The following is an 18,002-nucleotide window of genomic DNA, read 5'->3' as shown; positions in this document are numbered from 1 at the left end:
AGAGGGATAAGTAACTACTAATAATTAGTTTAATTCAGGCCAAAACTCTTGATTAGCTTCGATTAAATCGTCTAATAATTGTTTAGCAACTCGCGCATTTGGCACGATTCGTGATAAGGTTAAGGCTTGCCATAGTTTTTGGTAAGAACCTTCTACCCAAGCTTCCACTACTAATTTTTCAACGGATACTTGTTGTTCCATCAAACCTTTTTGGAACTGTGGAATTTTTCCTTGTGTCAATGGTTCAGGACCGTTTGAACCAACGATACAAGGTACTTCAACCATAGCCGTTTCATCAAAGTTTACGATGGCACCATTATTCGGTACAATCAATAACATTCTTTCATGTGTGTTATAAGCAATCGCACGGGCTAAATCGACAATATAACTTGCGTGTTCATCGATTTCAAGTGTTGTTCCTTCTGTATTGCCACGTGCAGCAATTGCATTACATTCCCCAAAGACATGTTTTTCACGGCCAGCCATTACTTCATTGGCACGTGTGTAATCAGGGTTTGAATGAGCCACTTCATCTTGAGGGTAGAAATAATATTTCAAATACGTATTTGGCAAAGTATCTGGATCAACAGCATAGACTTCACGTGCTTTGGCAAAGGTGTGCATCCAGCTTTCATCTAAATGTTGTGATTCTTCGATTTCATTTTGTAGAGAATAACCATATTGTGCTACATGTTCTTTAATCTTTGGCATTAAGTCATTGCCCTCTTTATCACGAATGTCTGTCCACCAGCCAAAATGATTTAATCCGTAGTAACGCACAACCATATCTTTGCGTGAGTTTAAGCCAACTGCACGTGCCATACGTTCTTCAATCCCCACTGGCATATCGCAAATATTGATGATTTTTGAGTTTGGACGTAATTTACGTGTTGCTTCTGCAACAATAGCTGCTGGATTAGAGTAGTTCAACATCCAAGCATCTGGTGAGTATTTTTCCATATAGTCTAAGATTTCTAAAACACCACCAATGGAGCGCATACCATAAGCAATTCCACCAGGGCCACATGTTTCTTGACCAACAACGCCATATTTTAATGGGATTTTTTCATCTTTTTCACGCATTGCATATAAACCAACGCGGATGTGTGCCATGACGAAATCAACATCTGTAAAGGCTGTTTCTGGATCAGTTGTCGCAACAAAGTTGATTTCTGGGGCTTTTTCTTTTAATAAGATTTCACAGGCATCGGCCACTTGTTTTTGACGTTCTTCGTTATTGTCATAAAATTTAATTTGACGAATTGGGAAACGGTCTAAATTGTCTAATAACATTAGCACAATCCCTGGAGTAAATGTACTTCCTCCACCGGCAACGACGATTGAAAATTTCTTCATAATTTTAAAACACTCCTTAATCTTTAATGTCTAATAATTGTTCGAATTGTTCACGTACTTGCGGAACATCTAGTCCTACGATTACTTGGAACGCTTTTCCGTTACGCACCACACCATGTGCACCACCAGCACGGAAGGCATCATCCGCTGCTACAATTGCAGGGTCATTTACCGTAATACGTAAACGAGTGGCACAGTTATTTACTTTTTCGATATTATCGGCACCACCAAAGGCTTCTAAATAAGTAGCTGCCGATTCGCGGTAACGGTTGCCTTCTGGTTCACCAGCATCACTAGCGCCTCCAGCTTTTTTCGCTTTGTAATCTTTTTTCGTAAATAGTTTAATATCATCTGAAACAGCTTCACGTCCTGGTGTTGGTAAATCCCATTTTAGAATTAAGAAACGGAAAATTAAGATATATAAAACAGTAAATGCTAAACCAATCGCTAATTGTGTGAAGATTTCTGTTTTATGGTTAGCAAACATTGGAATCCAGTTTTTCGCCAATAAATCTAGGAAACCACCACCCATGTCTCCAGAAACACCAAATGCGTACATTGTTGCTGTCATGGAAGCGGCTAAGACAGCATGGATCGCAAACAATGGAGGAGAGATGAATAAGAAAGTGAACTCTAACGGCTCAGTGATACCTGCTAAGAAAGCAGTCAATGTTACAGGAATTAAAATAGAAATAACTTTCTTTTTGTTTTCTGGTTTTGCAGTAAGATAAAAAGCAGAAGCAATCCCGATAGAACCAAACATTTTAGAATTTCCATGCATAGCAAAACCACCTTCTGGGAACAATTGTTTCAATGGTTTTGTAGATGCTGCAAAGTCATTTAAGTTTGCCATCCAAGCACGTGTAATACCATCTGGTGTTACGGCTGGACCAAAGACAAATGGAGAATAGATAAAGTGATGTAACCCAGTTGGAATTAAAATCCGTTCTAGGAAAGTATATATCCAAACCCCGAGTACGCCTGAACTTGCTAAGAAACCTTGCATAGAGTTAATGCCACCTTGAATTTTTGGCCATACAAGCGCTACAAGGAAAGCGATTGGTAACATTAAGAAGAAACCGATAATAACAACAAATGATGAACCTTGGAAAATACCTAACCAGTCAGGTAATTTTGTATCGAAATAACGATTGTGAATCCAAACAACAATTGCAGAGATAACAATTGCACCAACAATCCCTGTATCTAGTGTTTTGATATTTGCAATTAATTTCAAACCACTTGTACCACCAGCATCCATTGCGTAATCAACACCAAAGAAATTACTGAAGTTTTTTAACATGCCACCAACGAAGTATTGGAAAGTCAAGTAGACGACAAAGGCTTCCATGACTGCACGAGCATTGGCTTTTTTTGCTAAACCAATTGGCAATCCAATAACAAATAATAATTCCATTTGATTAAAGACTGTCCATGCACCGTCTTCGATAATTGACCAAACTCCGTACCATGCGGTTCCTTCAGTTGCGATACTTCCTACTAACATCGGATTTTTACAAATAATTGCTAATGAAACCATTAAACCCGAAAATGAGAAAAGTAGAACTGGTGTAAACATTGCGCCACCAAAGCGCTGAACTTTTTCCATCATAATTGAGAAAACTCCCTTCTAAAATAACTTACGTGATTACTTTAAGTTAAATTGTGAGCGTTTACAATAGATGGAGTTACTTATGGGACAAAAGAGTAGAAGCTGGTACTAGGTATCAGACGGCGGGAAAATTCCCACAAAAAAGGGGCTGTGACATAAGTTAGTTAGTTACGTCCTCGATAAAAACAAAATGCACGCGAAAATATTTTTATTTTCGCGTGCATTTTGTTTTTTTAGTATAATTGGTTGGTTTAATTACTTATTTTTGCCAGTTTCATCATATTGATTGCCGTAATCAATAACCCTGATTGCTTTCTTACATTATCTAACCCTCGAACTGTGAATCGAGTGAAGCCTAAACAAGCCTTCATAAATCCGAAGACTGTTTCTACATCGATCTTCCTGCGACTATAAACCTTTCCGGTTTCAGGGGTAGAAAGAAGCTCATTTTGTTTGGCTTTATGATATTCCCAAGCAGGGTTTACAGTAATTTTTCTAATATACCCCTTCGGTGTTAAAGCTGCGGGAATCACTTCTTGATTTAGATCGATTTTTTCTGCTTGATATTCTTTAAAATCTCGAATAAATCCATCTTTATCGGTTCTTTTGCGATAGACATGAAAATTAAATCGCACACCTTTAGGATCGATATAGTAATCTTCCTGTTCACTGTAAGTCCAGTTCATTATTTTTTGCTCATCGGTTTTCCACTTTTTACTTTTCTCTTTTAAAAAAGTCCCGTAGGGAATAAGCGCGGTATGTTGAGGGAGTTCATCTTCTAGATATCGATAATTACTTTCAGAGCCATACCCTGCGTCTGCGACAATATATCGATGTGATTGGTTAGTCACATTCATTTTTTCAAGTAATGGTTGTAAGGTTCTAGTGTCAGTTGGGTTTTGAAAAACATCATATCCTAAAACAAATTGATTACAAGTAGCGATTTGTAAATTGTAGGCTGGCTTTAATTGACCATTCATCATATGATCTTCTTTCACGCGCATGAAAGTAGCGTCATGATCGGTCTTTGAGTAACTATTTCTGGCACCATAAATAGAAAACTGATCTTGGTGTTCAATCAGCTTCTCTCGTTTTACAGTTAATTTGCGTACTTGACTTTTTAGCGTTCTGCGCTGTTTTTTTGCAGGATTAGGTGAAATTCGTTTCGTTGACTGGACTTCTTTTTCAATTTCTTCCAATCTCAGTTCCATTCGTGTCAACAGCTCATCTACCATGTCTAGTGTAAGGGAAGTCCCTTCGGGAATCTCTTTTACTGCATACGCTTCTTTTAATTCCGTCATCAATAAAAGGAGTTTTTCACGATTCATCTGATCAAAACGGATCGTGTTTTTCTTCCAGACAAAGCTATATTTATTGGCATCGGCTAGAATTTTCGTGCCATCGATAAACAACGCATCATCAATCAGATTGCGCGCGCGAAGATACTCGGTCAGATGTGTTAATCCTTTATTCGTCAGTTCCTGCACATCATTGGACACGCAGAAACGGGCAATCGTTCGATAAGAAGGGACACGTTCTTGGGTCAACCAACGGGCATATAAATTTTCTTCAGCCAAGCGCTCAATCTTGCGACTGGTGAAGGTTTCTCTCGTATAGGCAAACAGAACCAGCTTCATCATCGCACCTAGGTCATATTCTCTAGGGCGTCCAAAAAGATACGGCTCATTGATTTGAAGAGATTCAACTAATTCGTTGATGAAAACAGCGACATGATTTTCTTTGGGAGAAAATGAAGTTGATAAGTCCAAAGTGAGTTGATCCATGTTATAATAGGTATGCATATTTTTAGTCCTTTCAGGATTAAATGTTTGAAGCACAGGGTGCAATCTGTGCTTCTTTTATTTTAACTAAAAAAGCGCATGAAATGAACAGTTTTTCTGAACTGACCCAAAATAATAAGACACAATAAAAAAGCTGTTTCACTATACTAAAAAACAAAAAAAAACAATTATTTTAAAAAAACAAAAAAATAAAACAAAAAAACGAACAAAAAGATTGATTTTGTGTTTGGTTCTGTTTATAATGAGGGCATAAGGAAATAAAAACGCTTCCGGGAAAATGAATTGTGATTTTCCAGACTGTCTTCGTAAGATCATTAAAATATTTTTAGTAAGGAGAAATTAATATGGCTATTGTACTGGGGACGGATTTAGCGGGTAAGGAATTGAAATCAATCATTACAAATCCAAGAAGGTGAGCAAGCTGCACGTAAATGGTAGCGTAAGACGGGCTTTAATACTATCGAGACACTAAGCAAAGTTCTTGGAACGACAGCAACATCTTGGAAAGAAAATATCTGAAAAAATTGGAGGAAATGAAAATGAACAGGGAAGAAGCTACTTTATTAGGGTTTGAAATTGTTGCCTATGCAGGTGAAGCGCGATCGTACCTTTTGGATGCTTTAAAAGCAGCGGAAAAAGGTGATTATGATAAAGCCGAAGCATTATGTGAAGAAGCAAATACCAGCATCAAAGAAGCTCATAAAGCTCAGACAAGTTTGCTTACTATGGAAGCTTCAGGTGATGATATTGCGTACAGCGTTACGATGATGCATGGACAGGATCACTTGATGACAACATTGCTGCTTAGGGATTTGATGAAACATATGATTGAATTGTATAAAAGAGGGAGTAACTAATTATGATGAATGCATTGATTGCACAAATTGAAAAAGCTAAACCTTTCTTTGAGAAAGTGTCCCGTAATATCTATCTACGCGCAATACGTGATGGCTTTATCTCAGCGATGCCTGTTGTTCTGTTTTCAAGTATTTTCTTATTGATTGCATATGTTCCTAATATCTTCGGTTTCTCATGGAGTGCATCGACTGAAGCTTTGATTATGAAACCATACGGATATACAATGGGGATCTTAGGAGTTTTGGTTGCCGGCACAACAGCAAAATCTTTAACGGATTCCTTTAACAGAAAGCTGGAAAACACCAATCAAATTAATTTCCTTTCCACTATGTTGGCTTCCATATCCGGTTTCTTACTCCTTGCTGCGGATGCAGTTGAGGGCGGTGGATTTGCAAACGGATTCTTAGGAACAAAAGGACTATTGACAGCGTTTCTTGCAGCGTTCATTACTGTGAACATCTATAATATCACTGTGAAAAATAATGTGACAATCAGGATGCCGGAAGAAGTACCACCAAACATTTCACAAGTATTTAAAGATATCATTCCTTTTACCTTAGTGATAGTCGTTCTTTATGGTTTGGATATAGTGACCAGGAACATTATGGGCACGAATGTGGCTGAGTCTATCATTAAGTTATTCGAGCCCCTGTTCACAGCGGCTGATGGTTACTTGGGCATTACAATCATATTTGGTGCATATGCACTGTTCTGGTTTGTTGGTATACACGGACCGTCTATCGTTGAACCTGCTATTGCAGCGATTACGTATGCGAATATTGAAACTAATTTCCAACTTTTACAGGCTGGACAGCATGCCGATAAGATTCTGACGTCCGGAACCCAGATGTTTGTCGTTACAATGGGTGGTACCGGTGCAACGCTAGTTGTTCCATTCATGTTCATGTGGTTATCAAAATCAAAACGGAATAAGGCGATCGGCAGAGCGTCAGTTGTACCAACTTTCTTTGGGGTTAATGAACCCATCTTATTTGGAGCACCTATCGTTTTAAATCCAGTATTTTTTGTGCCTTTTATTTTTGCACCGATTGCCAACGTCTGGATTTTCAAATTCTTCGTTGATGTTCTTGGGATGAACAGCTTTAGCGTGAATTTGCCTTGGACAACACCAGGTCCTTTAGGGATCGTTATCGGAACAGGATTCGGGCTGATGTCACTTGTTCTTGCTCTTACATTGATTGTAGTGGACGTAGTGATTTACTACCCATTCTTTAAAGTCTACGATGCACAAATTCTTGAAGAAGAAAAAGCTGGAGTATCATCTACGGATAGTTTGAAAGAAAAAGTTGAAGGCAGCTTTGATACTAAAAAAGCCAAAGCGGTCCTTGCAAGTGTTGATGCGAACGAGAATGATCCGAAAGTTTTTGAAAATAAAATAATAGAAGCTAAAAATGTTCTTGTCCTTTGTGCCGGCGGTGGAACAAGTGGCCTTCTTGCTAATGCTTTAAATAAAGCTGCGGCTGAATATGGGGCTCCTGTAAAAGCAGCAGCAGGTAGCTATGGGGCGCACATGGATATCATGAAAGACTATGATTTAGTCATCCTGGCACCTCAAGTAGCTTCGAATTACGAAGATATCAAACAGGATACTGATAGATTGGGCGTTAAACTTGCTAAAACGCAAGGAGGTCAATACATTAAATTGACCCGTGATGGCCAAGGAGCTCTTGCATTTGTTCAGGAACAATTTGAAGACTAGATAGGAGAATATACTATGAAAAATCTACCAAAAGATTTTATTTTCGGGGGCGCAACAGCAGCCTATCAAGCTGAAGGGGCGACGCAAACAGATGGCAAAGGCCGTGTAGCTTGGGATACTTATCTTGAAGAAAACTATTGGTATACAGCAGAGCCAGCCAGTGATTTTTATCATCGTTATCCTGTGGACCTGGAGCTTAGTGAAAAATTCGGTGTAAACGGCATTCGCATTTCCATTGCATGGTCACGCATTTTTCCGACTGGTTTTGGTGAAGTAAATCCTAAAGGCGTTGCATACTATCATAAGCTCTTTTCAGAATGCCATAAACGTCATGTGGAGCCTTTTGTCACGCTGCATCATTTTGATACTCCTGAAGTGTTGCATTCAGATGGAGACTTCTTAAATCGTAAAAACATTGACCATTTTGTAGATTACGCTGCGTACTGTTTTAAAGAATTTTCAGAGGTTAACTATTGGACTACGTTCAATGAAATAGGCCCGATAGGTGATGGTCAGTACTTAGTCGGTAAATTCCCACCAGGGATTAAGTATGATTTTGAAAAATTATTCCAATCTCATCACAACATGATGCTTGCACATGCAAGAGCTGTTAGGGTCTATAAGGATAATGGATATTCAGGAGAAATAGGTGTCGTTCATGCGCTCCCAACAAAGTATCCTTATGATCCATCTAATCCAGGTGACGTGCGAGCAGCAGAATTGGAAGACATCATTCATAACAAATTTATTCTGGATGCCACTTACTTGGGGAGGTACTCTCAAAAAACGATGGAGGGTGTTAATCATATTCTCTCCATAAATGGTGGCAATTTGGATCTTCGTGAAGAAGATTTTGAAATTCTTGAATCAGCTAAGGATTTAAATGACTTTCTGGGCATTAATTATTACATGAGCGATTGGATGCGTGCGTTTGATGGTGAATCAGAAATTACGCATAATTCAACCGGGGCTAAAGGCGGATCTAAATATCAGCTGAAAGGTGTCGGAAGAAGAGAGTTTGACGTAGATGTTCCACGAACTGATTGGGATTGGATGATCTATCCACAAGGCTTATATGATCAAATGATGCGGGTCAAAAATGATTATCCTAATTATAAAAAAATCTATATTACTGAAAATGGCTTAGGCTATAAAGATGAATTTGTAGATGGTACAGTCAAGGATGATGCACGTATCGATTATGTTAAAAAGCATTTAGAGATCATTTCAGATGCAATAACAGCAGGTGTGAACGTGAAAGGTTATTTCATATGGTCATTGATGGATGTCTTTTCATGGTCAAATGGCTATGAGAAACGCTACGGATTATTCTACGTGGATTTTGAAACGCAGGAACGTTATCCGAAGAAAAGTGCTTACTGGTACAAAAAGTTGGCAGAAACTCAGATAATCGAATAGCAGGTTTATTCTTATGGAGCAGGAAAGTATAAAATTATTCAGCTGTGGAATGTGATGATAGCACATGTTCCACAGTTTTTATTTTGGTTTCACAGTGGTAATGGGATCACCTACAAACGCCAGCGAGCCAATCGCTGCGGACCGATATATTGCTTCAATCGCGGAAGCCGTCTTTCACCGGAGCACAGCTCCCGGTGATTCGGTAACCTTGAGCAACCCCGCAACTCCACAAAAAGAGAACGCACAATCGGTTGGCCGATTGTGCGTTCTCTTTATTTTTAGGCTTGCTCCGCGAAAAGGCGTTGCGTGAAGCCATGGAAGTCTGTGATGACGCCATCCTTGCAGAGATTTTCCTTCTGGAAGGTTTCCCGGTTCTTGAAGAACGGGTCGATTGCGATGATCATACCGATGTTCGCGGTGTTGGCCGCGCGGAGTCCGGAATAGGCGTCCTCGATGACCAGACATTCTTCGGGGGGGACCCCGAGTTTTCTGGCGGCATGCAGGAAAATATCCGGCTCCGGTTTTCCGGGGAAGGAACCGTCATCGAAGACGACTTTGTCCGGATCGAACCAACGATCAAGCGCGAAGGTGTCGAAATAGAAGTCGACATTTTCTTTGATGGTCGCGGTGGCAATCGTCAGCGGCAACTTGCGCTCCTTCAGATCGTCCAGCACTTCGATCAAGCCGTCCGTCAACACGAGTTGTTCCGGTTTGTTCAGGCAGAGTTTGCGGTAATGTTCTTCCTTCTCCAAAGAAAGTTTCTGCACTTCCTCGTCCGTCAGTTCAGAGGAAACAAAATGACGCAGGATTTTGTCGTTCGTGCGGCCGTGTACGTTTGTCAGAATCTCTGTTTCTGTAAGCCCGTTGCCTGGACTGTACTTTTGGATCATGTCGATCCAGGCCTGTTCGTGCAGATGCGAATCCTGGAACATTGTACCGTTGAAGTCAAAAATGATGCCGTTCAGTTTCATAAGTTAGCTCCTTCTTCTGTTTGGGCTTGGGTAAGGGTGACGTACTGCGAGTAATGCGTGACCAAATCCGCGCTGATATGGTCATCGGTGACCAAGTGATCGATGTCGTGCAGGTTGTAGAAATTGTAGAAATCGTCCCGGTTGAATTTCTTGTTGTCCGCAAGCAAGTATTTTGTGCGGGAGTTGTTCAGGGCGATGTTCTGGGTTTCGCCTTCCGCCATGCTATAGGTAGAGATCGCTTCATTGTGGATGCCGTTGGCGCTGATGAAGCATTTGGAAAACTTCAACTTTTTCAGGTTGTCGTTCGCGATCGGGCCGAAGAAAGCACCTGTATTTTTCCGGTAATCGCCGCCAATCATAATGATATCCGCGGTGTCGTATTGGCGCAGATTTTCGAAAACCGGATAGCTGTTTGTGATGATGCGGATTTTTTTGCCGCCGAGATAGCTAGCCAGTATTTCGATCGTCGTTCCCGGCCCGAGGAAAATGGTGTCCCCATCCTCGACGTAGCTTGCCGCCAACTTGGCAATCGCTTTCTTTTCTTCTTTTTGGACTTCTTGTTTTTCCGTATGCGAAAGCTCCTGGTCCAATGCGTAGCTGATGCTTTGTGCTCCGCCGTGGATGCGCAGGATTTTTCCGGCCTTATCGAGTTCGTCCAGATCCCTGCGCACGGTCATGTCGGAAACATTCAGTTGCTTGACGATATCGGCTACGGTGATGATGCCTTCCTGGTTGACGATTTCAGTGAGTATCAACAGGCGTTCTTTTTTTAACATTTTCATTCACCTCTTTATATTATCCATAATTTAGCACAATTTCACAGTTTGGTCAACTTAAAACGAACAAAAATAAACAAAAATTCAACAAAGTAGTGGGGTTCGAACAAAAATATGTTTTTTAATGCAATTAATTGCTTTTTAATCGTTTGGATGCGGTTTCCGAAAATACGTAAAGTAACACAAACAATCATTAATGAACATGGATAGGGGAGAGGTAGCTGTTTCGATCACCTGAAGATCTTATTTTTGGTGGGGCCACTGCTGCATATCAAGAGGGTGTGGACTTCTACCATAAAGTCTTTGCGGAATGCGAAAAAGAAGGCGTGCTTCCTTTCGTGACGCTGCATCATTTCGATACGCCGAAACGACTCTTCGACCAAGGCAATTTCCTGAACCGCGATACGATGGATGCCTTTGTCGTCGGAAATAAAATGGGTCGCCACCTCCGGCGAGGCGATGTTAGTCGGAGGAGGATACCGAAAAGCGGCACTCACCTCCGGCGAAGCTGTCGTTCACCGGAGCACAGCATCAGGTGCTCCGTCGATGAATCAGTGAAACGGCTCTCTCATATCTTTCGTAAGCGCTTGTAATGAAAATGAAATAATAAGTTCCCTGGGTACAGTGATATAATGAATCCTGAATTATTCATACTACCCAAAAAGTTGGCATGAACCATTCTATTTAGGTTTTGATGGTGGATTTTTTGTGATTTTGAAGTTTTTTCTATCTCGAGTAGCTCCTTAAAGGTGATAATTGGCACGGTATGCTATGGTTATCGTGTTTTTAGGCAGAGTAACCCCTTTGTCCGAACGAGATTTTTTTAAATAGGGGAATTCACCAGGACAAGGATTGAATTTCTCGCAGAATGTGAAAAAATTCTTCTTGGTACACATGATGGGTGCTGAGTTTCAGTATCATCCGTCTCCCGGTGTGAATCAGTTTCCCTGCAATCTTGAAAAACCGAAGACGGATACTCTGTATCTGCAGACCTTTGGCCTTTTCGGGGAACGTTAGCGTACGCATAAAATTGTTGATATTGTAGGAAAGCACGCTGACCATCATGCGAACGGCATTCTCCAAGAAATGAGAACTGTCGGTCTTGTCGAAGAAAAAACCATTTTTCGCTTCCTTGATGAAGTTCTCCATCGTACCTCTCTTCCAATACGTTTGGTAGACGCGTTCAGCCGAGGTAGCATCGGATAGATTGGTGATGATGAATTCGTGATTGAAAACCAGCTCATCCGCTTCCCTGACGGAACGAATACAAACCCTACGGTCATGCTTCCAAGTGCCGGCTTGATAGCGGATCGAGTAGAAATGTTCTTCCCGCTTACTCCATTCGGTCTCATCCCCAACTTGAACAAACTCCTCTGCCATTTTGAATAAGCGGCGATTTCGCTTGAGTCGAATGACGTACTGATGCTCTTTTTCTTCACAGAGGTCATACAGTTCCGGCGCTGCAAAGCCACTATCAGCGCGAACAAGGATTGCGCTAATCGGAACCGTCTGATTATAGTGCTCAAGAAGGGGATTCAAAAAATTGGCTACTCCGGTTGAGCAGTATGTATTTCCGGAACGCAGTTCCGCCTTGAGAAAGTCCTTGGTGAGCCCGTCGAATGCCACGAGAGGATGATAACCGGTTGTTTGGTAATGGGTGTTGAAGGCCGTTTCCTCTTGGTCGCCGTAGGTGTCACAATAGGTTGAATCCAAATCCAACACCATTTCTGTTGTATTGCGTTGTATGCGTACCTTATCCAGCATCGCTTGGTTGAGGGCTTGGAGTTGCATAAGCGCATTAGGGCTTTCACTGATTCGATCCCAGAAACGCGATATTGTGGGTTGTGAAGCCAATGCACTTTTTTCAAGCATCTGCTGGAAGAAAGGATCATGACGTAAGATGTTGGCAGAGGAATCGGTATCATAGCCTGCAGTTAATTGAAAGATCAGTTGTTCAAGAATCGATTCATTCAAATGGGTAGGTGCAAGACGGTCATCCTGAAAATCAAGCGTCCCTTCCATTAGCTGTTCAAAGCCGATGGAGTGGAGGAATTCCTTCACCAGAACTAAGCCTGCATCGGTGGAAAGATTACCTCCAGTATTGTAACGGTCATTTTTGCATTGAATTTTAGAGTGTTTTCGTGTAAAGTTGCCATTGAGAAAACTCCTTTCTATGGTTGTTGGTGGTACATTAACCATAACAGAAAGGGGTTCTTTTTTCACACCTTTTGGGTGTAAACTGGAAAGACAAAATATATTGGCAGACTAACGTTTCAAGGTGTTTTCTGAAAATCTATGAATAATTCAGGTCAATAGAAGTTTCTTAAGCAAAAGCAAGTGTAGAAGGAATGAGTATAGCTCCCATAGCTACAGATGGCATTAATATTCCCCCTTCTTTTTTTATGAATTAACTATCCCATATTTTTTCTATTTACACTAGAAACCATTCGTTTACATAGGGGCAATCAAAGAGAGCGTTCCTTATATATCAAATGTATTCGTTTTCAATTAGTAATGTAAAAGAAAAGACTGTAGATTGCATCCCTAATATGGACTTTGTCTACAGTCTGAAACGAGACTCCTTTATAAGTCTCGTTTGCAAATTATGCTTGATATTTACGGTTGTATGCTAAATCAATTAAACGCTTTGCTAATACTTCGTTACGAGCCAAAATTGGACCATGGAAATATGAACAGAATACATTGCGATAAATGGCGCCTTCTGTTTGGTCTTCACCATTGTTTCCAAAACCTTCGACTACTTTTCCAAGTGGTCGTTCGCCTTTTCCTAAGAAAGTACGGCCATTATGGTTTTCAAAGCCTTCGTAAGTTTCGTCAAATTCTTCATTGTAGATTTTAACATCCCCGATAAAACGATTGTTGTCTTGGCTTAGAGTATAGTGATCTAATGCGCCAATACCATGGATTTTTTCACCATCAGCACCGATGTAGTAGTGCCCTAATAGTTGATAACCACCACAAATGGCTAAAATTACACCGTCATTTTCGATAAATTCAGTTAAGCTTTCTTTTTTTGATTGGATATCTTTTGAGACAATAACTTGTTCATAGTCTTGTCCACCGCCAAAGAAAATCAAATCATAGCGTGTTGGATCGAAAGGCTCGTGGATACTGACAATTTCAATCTCCAACGCAATATCCATTTTTTGGGCAACGTAATTTAACATCAAAATGTTGCCATTATCGCCATAAGTGTTTAACAGATTCCCATAAAGATGGGCTAGTCGTAATTGTCGTTTAGCCACGTGACATTCCTCCTTCCATGTAACCTTTATCTGCTAACTTCTTACGTAATTGTAAAACAGCAGTATAGGTTGCTAGGATGTAGACATGCTCTGTTGGTAAATCTTTGATGTTATCGATGACTTCATCAAGATTTTGTGTTTCGGTAATTTTGTTTTCATCAATGCCAGCGACTTTTAAGCGTAATGCCATATCTTTATGACGATCGCCACCTGCAATGACTTGTGGAATGTCCATTTCAGCAAATGACTCATGATTACCATCCCAAATCCAGCTCACATCAATCCCATCTGCATAGTTGGCATTTAACAAGCAAACCAATGAAAATTGATAAGGAGATAGTCCAATCATATCAATGACTTGATTGAGTCCCACGGGATTTTTAACTAAGACTAACGTACATTGTTTGCCATCAATTTCAATGACTTCTTGACGACCAAAGACTTTTTCATCATAGCCTAAACCAGCACGAATTTTTTCCGGACTCACTGTATAGTATTCGGCAACTGCTGTGGCAGCGAGTGCGTTGTAAATATTGTACATGCCACCAACTTCTAGTTTGTACTCATTGCCATCAATGATAAACTCAGCCGATGTATTCGTCATATTTTTTAATTCTGTCAATTTATAATCTAATTCTGGACGATGGAAATCGCAGTTTGGACAGTAATATTTGCCAAGATTTGCGTAAGTAATCATTTTATAGTGTAAAATATGTTGGCATTTTGGACACAACACTCCATCAGTATTGTAATGCGCCATTTGCTCATGATCTTCTTCATGGTCAAACCCATAATATTTACGAGGATTCACTGTATCGATTGAATTGAAGATAGGTGAATCACCATTCGTTAAAATGGTTGCATTCGGCGATTTAGCTGCACCATCAACAATTAGTTGATACGTTGTATAAATTTCACCATAACGATCCATTTGATCGCGGAAAATATTTGTAAAAACAAATAATTCTGGTTTGATGTACTCTGTAACTTTACTTAGACTGGCTTCATCAATTTCAAGGACAGCAAATTTTTTCCCACTTGTTTTTTTCGCAGAAAGAAAAGTAGAGACAATTCCTTGCACCATATTTGCACCAGTTGGATTTGTCAACACATTATCAAATTCTTGACGCAAAATATTCACAGTTAAGGCAGTCGTTAATGTTTTGCCGTTTGTTCCAGTAACCACTACAACTTGATAGTCTTTTGCTAGGTAATCTAGAATGTGCGGATCAATTGATAATGCTAGTTTTCCAGGAAGACTTGATCCTCCCTTAAAAAAATTCTTTAGTATCCATTGTGAGGTCTTGCCGACAAATGCAGCAAAATAACTTCGGATTCCCATAAAAAACCTCCATACGTAAAATGAAATATTCATTACAAATTCAACTTATCATACCATATCTTTGGCAAAAGATTAATCAGCTACCCTTTTTCTTTAAAATTAAGAAAAAATTTAACGAGAAAAAACAGATCTCTCTTATAATAAGATAAAAAAGGAGTGGAGAAAATGAAAAAACGCCAAGAACGTCTCCGAAGATTTGGCAATCAATTGCCTTTTGCAAAAGTTTATTATCGTGAAGATTGGGGTACCATCTATTTTGAAGTAGCTGGAAAAATGTTTGGTACGATGAGTCCCGAAGCAAATGAATCAACCATCCTCACTTTAAAAGGTCCGCCAGAAAAAAATGAAGAATGGCGAGAAGTCTATTCAGATGTTACAGCAGGTTACCACATGAATAAAAAACATTGGAATTCTATTGTTTTAACTACTACCGAATTGAGTGATGAAGAACTTGAGCAGATGATCTTGCTTTCATATAAGCTAGTTTGGCAAAAAATTCCTGCAAAAACGCGAAAAGCATTAGAAAAGGAATCTACCTAGGTGATTACTGTGGTGGAAAAATGAAATCCCCCTTGCTCAGCAAGGGGGATTTGTCTAACCAATAATAATTTTTTCAGTTGGGTATTCGTACCCTAAATCTCTTGTTTCTTTAGGGATAAATAATAATAATGTGTAGAGCATACCAATTCTTCCAATAAACATCAATAAGGCGATAATCAGTTTGCCTATCACGGAAAGTTCTGGGGTAATACCTAGGGATAAACCAGTTGTTCCAAAGGCGGAAGTCACTTCAACAATAATCGCAATCAATGAAACATCTTCAGTTGCTGTTAAGAAAATGACACAACCAAAGCACATTAACAAGGACAACATGAACACTACGACTGATTTACGAACATCCTCATTATCAATTTTACGACCAAAGATATTGATATGACTTTCGCTTTTTAAAAATGAAATCAAATATAAACCAATAATCGCGACAGTGGTTGTTCGAACACCCCCACCAACTGAACTTGGGCTACATCCAATAAACATCAAGACAGAAAAAATCATAAGCGTAGTTGTTTGGAATTCATTTAAATCATGGATTTGTAACCCGGCATTTCTTGTTGTCATCGAATAAAACATACTATTGACCCATTGGCCAACTGCCGTCATATTTTTAAACAGGTGGTCTTTTTCTAAAAAGAAAATCGTTAAGGTTCCGCCAATAAATAGCACGACAAAAGCTAAAAAGGCGATTTTAGTAAAGAGCGTAAAACGAAAAGGTAATTGGCGTTTCTTTTTGAACACTTGATAAACCAGCCATTCACGAAAATCCATAATTACTGGAAACCCAATTCCGCCAATAAAAATTAAAAACATAATACTGACTAAAAAGAGCGTATCATTCGCATACGGTACAATTGATTCACCAGTGACATCAAAACCAGAATTGGTTACGGCAGAAATCGCTTGATACAGTCCATAAAAAATAGCATCGGTCCAATGTTCATAATATCCCATTGTTTTAAAATAAATACCAAAAACGGTCCCACCGATAAGTTGACAGACTAAAATAATGGTAAAGGTTGTACGAATCATGCGGACAATCCCGCTCAAACGAGGCTGATTCATGTCGGCCATAATTAACTGCCGTTGTTTCAACGAAATCTTTCGCCGAGAAACGATGAAGAAAAAAGTTGAAATCATCATGACCCCGAGACCACCAATTTGAAAGAGGATTTCTAATAAAATGACACCGCGTTCGTTGAACACTTCGTCAATTGGAAAAGTAGATAATCCTGTGACACTAATGGTGCTGATGGCCATGAAGAACATATCAATAAAAGAAACATAAACATCAGGTTTTCGAAAAATCGGCAAGTAAAATAAAATAAGCGCAAATAAGGTCATTAAAATATAATAGGTAACAATCAGTTGAATTGACGAAATATTTTTTGAGAAAAAGTTTTTTCCTCGACGCACTGTAAGACGCGTAAAACGCCCAAAGTTCATAAGAATATCTCCAATCTAAAAGTATTATTCATTAGTATAACAAAAGTAGAGCAAAAAATGGCAAATATTCAGAGAATATACCATAGAACTAGGATAAAACAACCTTTGTTCGCAAAAGATAGACGTCAATTTTCACGAACAGTCGCTAGCTATGTTATAATAATGGCATATTCGAAATAACTAGTAGGGGAGCATAACCTTTGAAAGAATTTATGAAAAACTGGGGTACGTTTATTTTTTTCGTCGTCCTATTATTAATTATCCGCTTATTTGTAGTGACACCGGTGTCAGTAAAAGGACATTCGATGGACCCTACCTTAGCAGATGGCCAAAAATTATTTACGTTCCAACTTTCTAAAATTGAACGCTTTGATATTGTGACCACCCAAGAACCAGATGATTTAGAAAAACTTGCTGTCAAACGTGTCATCGGTATGCCTGGCGATAAAGTACAAATGAAAAATGATGTACTGACTGTAAATGGTGAAGAAGTTGATGAAACGTATTTGGCAGAATACAAAGAAAAATTTGGAGACGATAAGCTGCAAACAGAGTACGCGTATAGTACTCGATTCCAAGATATCGCTGACCGAGCACTTACATTTACGAATGATTTTTCCTATGTTGTTCCAGATGGAAAATATTTTGTGCTAGGAGATAATCGCTTGATTTCAAAAGATAGCCGTATTTTTGGTTTTGTGGATCAGTCGATGATTAAAGGTGAAGTCTTTATGCGTTATTGGCCGTTGAATGAAATTTCACTGGTTAAGTGATTTGTTTTTAACTATTGACACGCGTTTACGGATACTGTAAAGTACAAGAAAACTTATATATCTATCCGTTGAAGAGCAGTGTCATCTTGCGAGTTTGCGATTTTTT

General features: G+C 39.5%; 12 protein-coding genes and 3 pseudogenes. 6 read left to right on the top strand and 9 right to left on the bottom strand.

The genetic code is table 11. From position 1 onward, the window contains the following. Positions 1 to 24: 24 nt before the first annotated feature. The 3 genes and pseudogenes from PYW32_RS12370 to PYW32_RS12360 all read right to left on the bottom strand — a co-directional run. Positions 25 to 1,356, bottom strand: a complete 1,332-nt coding sequence (locus tag PYW32_RS12370; RefSeq protein ID WP_016173970.1) for a 6-phospho-alpha-glucosidase — start codon at positions 1,354 to 1,356, stop codon at positions 25 to 27. A gap of 16 nt (positions 1,357 to 1,372) precedes the next feature. Then, a complete protein-coding gene (locus tag PYW32_RS12365; protein ID WP_016173971.1) occupies positions 1,373 to 2,968 on the bottom strand; it encodes an alpha-glucoside-specific PTS transporter subunit IIBC in 1,596 nt (531 codons plus the stop codon). A gap of 260 nt (positions 2,969 to 3,228) precedes the next feature. Beyond that, positions 3,229 to 4,770: pseudogene (locus PYW32_RS12360) on the bottom strand (IS1182 family transposase); the annotation flags it as partial. A 539-nt stretch (positions 4,771 to 5,309) separates the two neighbouring features. On the opposite strand from PYW32_RS12360, the gene PYW32_RS12355 reads away from it, so the two are divergent. The 3 genes from PYW32_RS12355 to lacG are packed head-to-tail and all read left to right on the top strand — an operon-like array spanning position 5,310 to position 8,767. Then, positions 5,310 to 5,627 (top strand): PTS lactose/cellobiose transporter subunit IIA, encoded by a 318-nt coding sequence (locus PYW32_RS12355; RefSeq protein WP_016173973.1) that lies wholly within the window; start codon positions 5,310 to 5,312, stop codon positions 5,625 to 5,627. A 5-nt stretch (positions 5,628 to 5,632) separates the two neighbouring features. After that, on the top strand, positions 5,633 to 7,348 hold the full coding sequence (locus PYW32_RS12350) for a lactose-specific PTS transporter subunit EIIC (protein ID WP_211210784.1): 1,716 nt from the start codon (positions 5,633 to 5,635) through the stop codon (positions 7,346 to 7,348). 15 nt (positions 7,349 to 7,363) lie between these two features. Continuing rightward, complete coding sequence (gene lacG, locus PYW32_RS12345; protein ID WP_016173975.1) at positions 7,364 to 8,767, top strand: 6-phospho-beta-galactosidase; 1,404 nt, start codon at positions 7,364 to 7,366, stop codon at positions 8,765 to 8,767. Between the two features lie 278 nt (positions 8,768 to 9,045). On the opposite strand, the gene PYW32_RS12340 is transcribed toward lacG, so the two are convergent. Together PYW32_RS12340 and PYW32_RS12335 are read right to left on the bottom strand one after the other, a co-directional pair. After that, on the bottom strand, positions 9,046 to 9,732 hold the full coding sequence (locus tag PYW32_RS12340; RefSeq protein WP_211210785.1) for an HAD family hydrolase: 687 nt from the start codon (positions 9,730 to 9,732) through the stop codon (positions 9,046 to 9,048). Between the two features lie 2 nt (positions 9,733 to 9,734). Further along, positions 9,735 to 10,514, bottom strand: coding sequence for a DeoR/GlpR family DNA-binding transcription regulator (locus PYW32_RS12335; RefSeq protein ID WP_016173977.1), 780 nt, complete (start codon positions 10,512 to 10,514; stop codon positions 9,735 to 9,737). A 272-nt stretch (positions 10,515 to 10,786) separates the two neighbouring features. Between PYW32_RS12335 and PYW32_RS12330 the strand changes: the two are divergent. Next, a pseudogene (locus PYW32_RS12330) lies at positions 10,787 to 10,936 on the top strand (family 1 glycosylhydrolase); the annotation flags it as partial. Between the two features lie 415 nt (positions 10,937 to 11,351). Here PYW32_RS12330 and PYW32_RS12325 read toward each other — a convergent pair. The 3 genes and pseudogenes from PYW32_RS12325 to PYW32_RS12315 form a co-directional block, all read right to left on the bottom strand. Continuing rightward, positions 11,352 to 12,670 (bottom strand): annotated as a pseudogene (locus PYW32_RS12325) (IS1380 family transposase). 447 nt (positions 12,671 to 13,117) lie between these two features. Beyond that, entirely contained in the window at positions 13,118 to 13,780 is a 663-nt protein-coding gene (locus tag PYW32_RS12320) for a type 1 glutamine amidotransferase (protein WP_016173979.1), read from the bottom strand. Next, positions 13,773 to 15,122, bottom strand: coding sequence for a Mur ligase family protein (locus tag PYW32_RS12315; protein ID WP_016173980.1), 1,350 nt, complete (start codon positions 15,120 to 15,122; stop codon positions 13,773 to 13,775). The genes PYW32_RS12320 and PYW32_RS12315 overlap by 8 nt, the downstream gene beginning before the upstream one ends. A 165-nt stretch (positions 15,123 to 15,287) precedes the next feature. Here PYW32_RS12315 and PYW32_RS12310 point away from each other — a divergent pair, with 165 nt between their 5' ends. Next, a complete protein-coding gene (locus PYW32_RS12310) occupies positions 15,288 to 15,662 on the top strand; it encodes an MmcQ/YjbR family DNA-binding protein (protein WP_016173981.1) in 375 nt (124 codons plus the stop codon). Positions 15,663 to 15,716: 54 nt separating this feature from the next. On the opposite strand, the gene PYW32_RS12305 is transcribed toward PYW32_RS12310, so the two are convergent. Further along, positions 15,717 to 17,123 (bottom strand): TrkH family potassium uptake protein, encoded by a 1,407-nt coding sequence (locus PYW32_RS12305; protein ID WP_016173982.1) that lies wholly within the window; start codon positions 17,121 to 17,123, stop codon positions 15,717 to 15,719. Between the two features lie 200 nt (positions 17,124 to 17,323). Between PYW32_RS12305 and lepB the strand changes: the two genes are divergently transcribed. Then, positions 17,324 to 17,896 carry a signal peptidase I gene (gene lepB, locus PYW32_RS12300; protein WP_016173983.1) on the top strand — a complete coding sequence of 191 codons (573 nt, stop codon included), beginning with the start codon at positions 17,324 to 17,326 and terminating at the stop codon, positions 17,894 to 17,896. Positions 17,897 to 18,002: the final 106 nt, after the last annotated feature.

It is taken from the genome of Enterococcus saccharolyticus subsp. saccharolyticus, assembly GCF_029023825.1.
GTDB classification, from domain to species: domain Bacteria; phylum Bacillota; class Bacilli; order Lactobacillales; family Enterococcaceae; genus Enterococcus_F; species Enterococcus_F saccharolyticus.
Note: the sequence above shows the minus strand (reverse complement) of the source record. Positions and strands in the feature narration are given on the sequence as shown.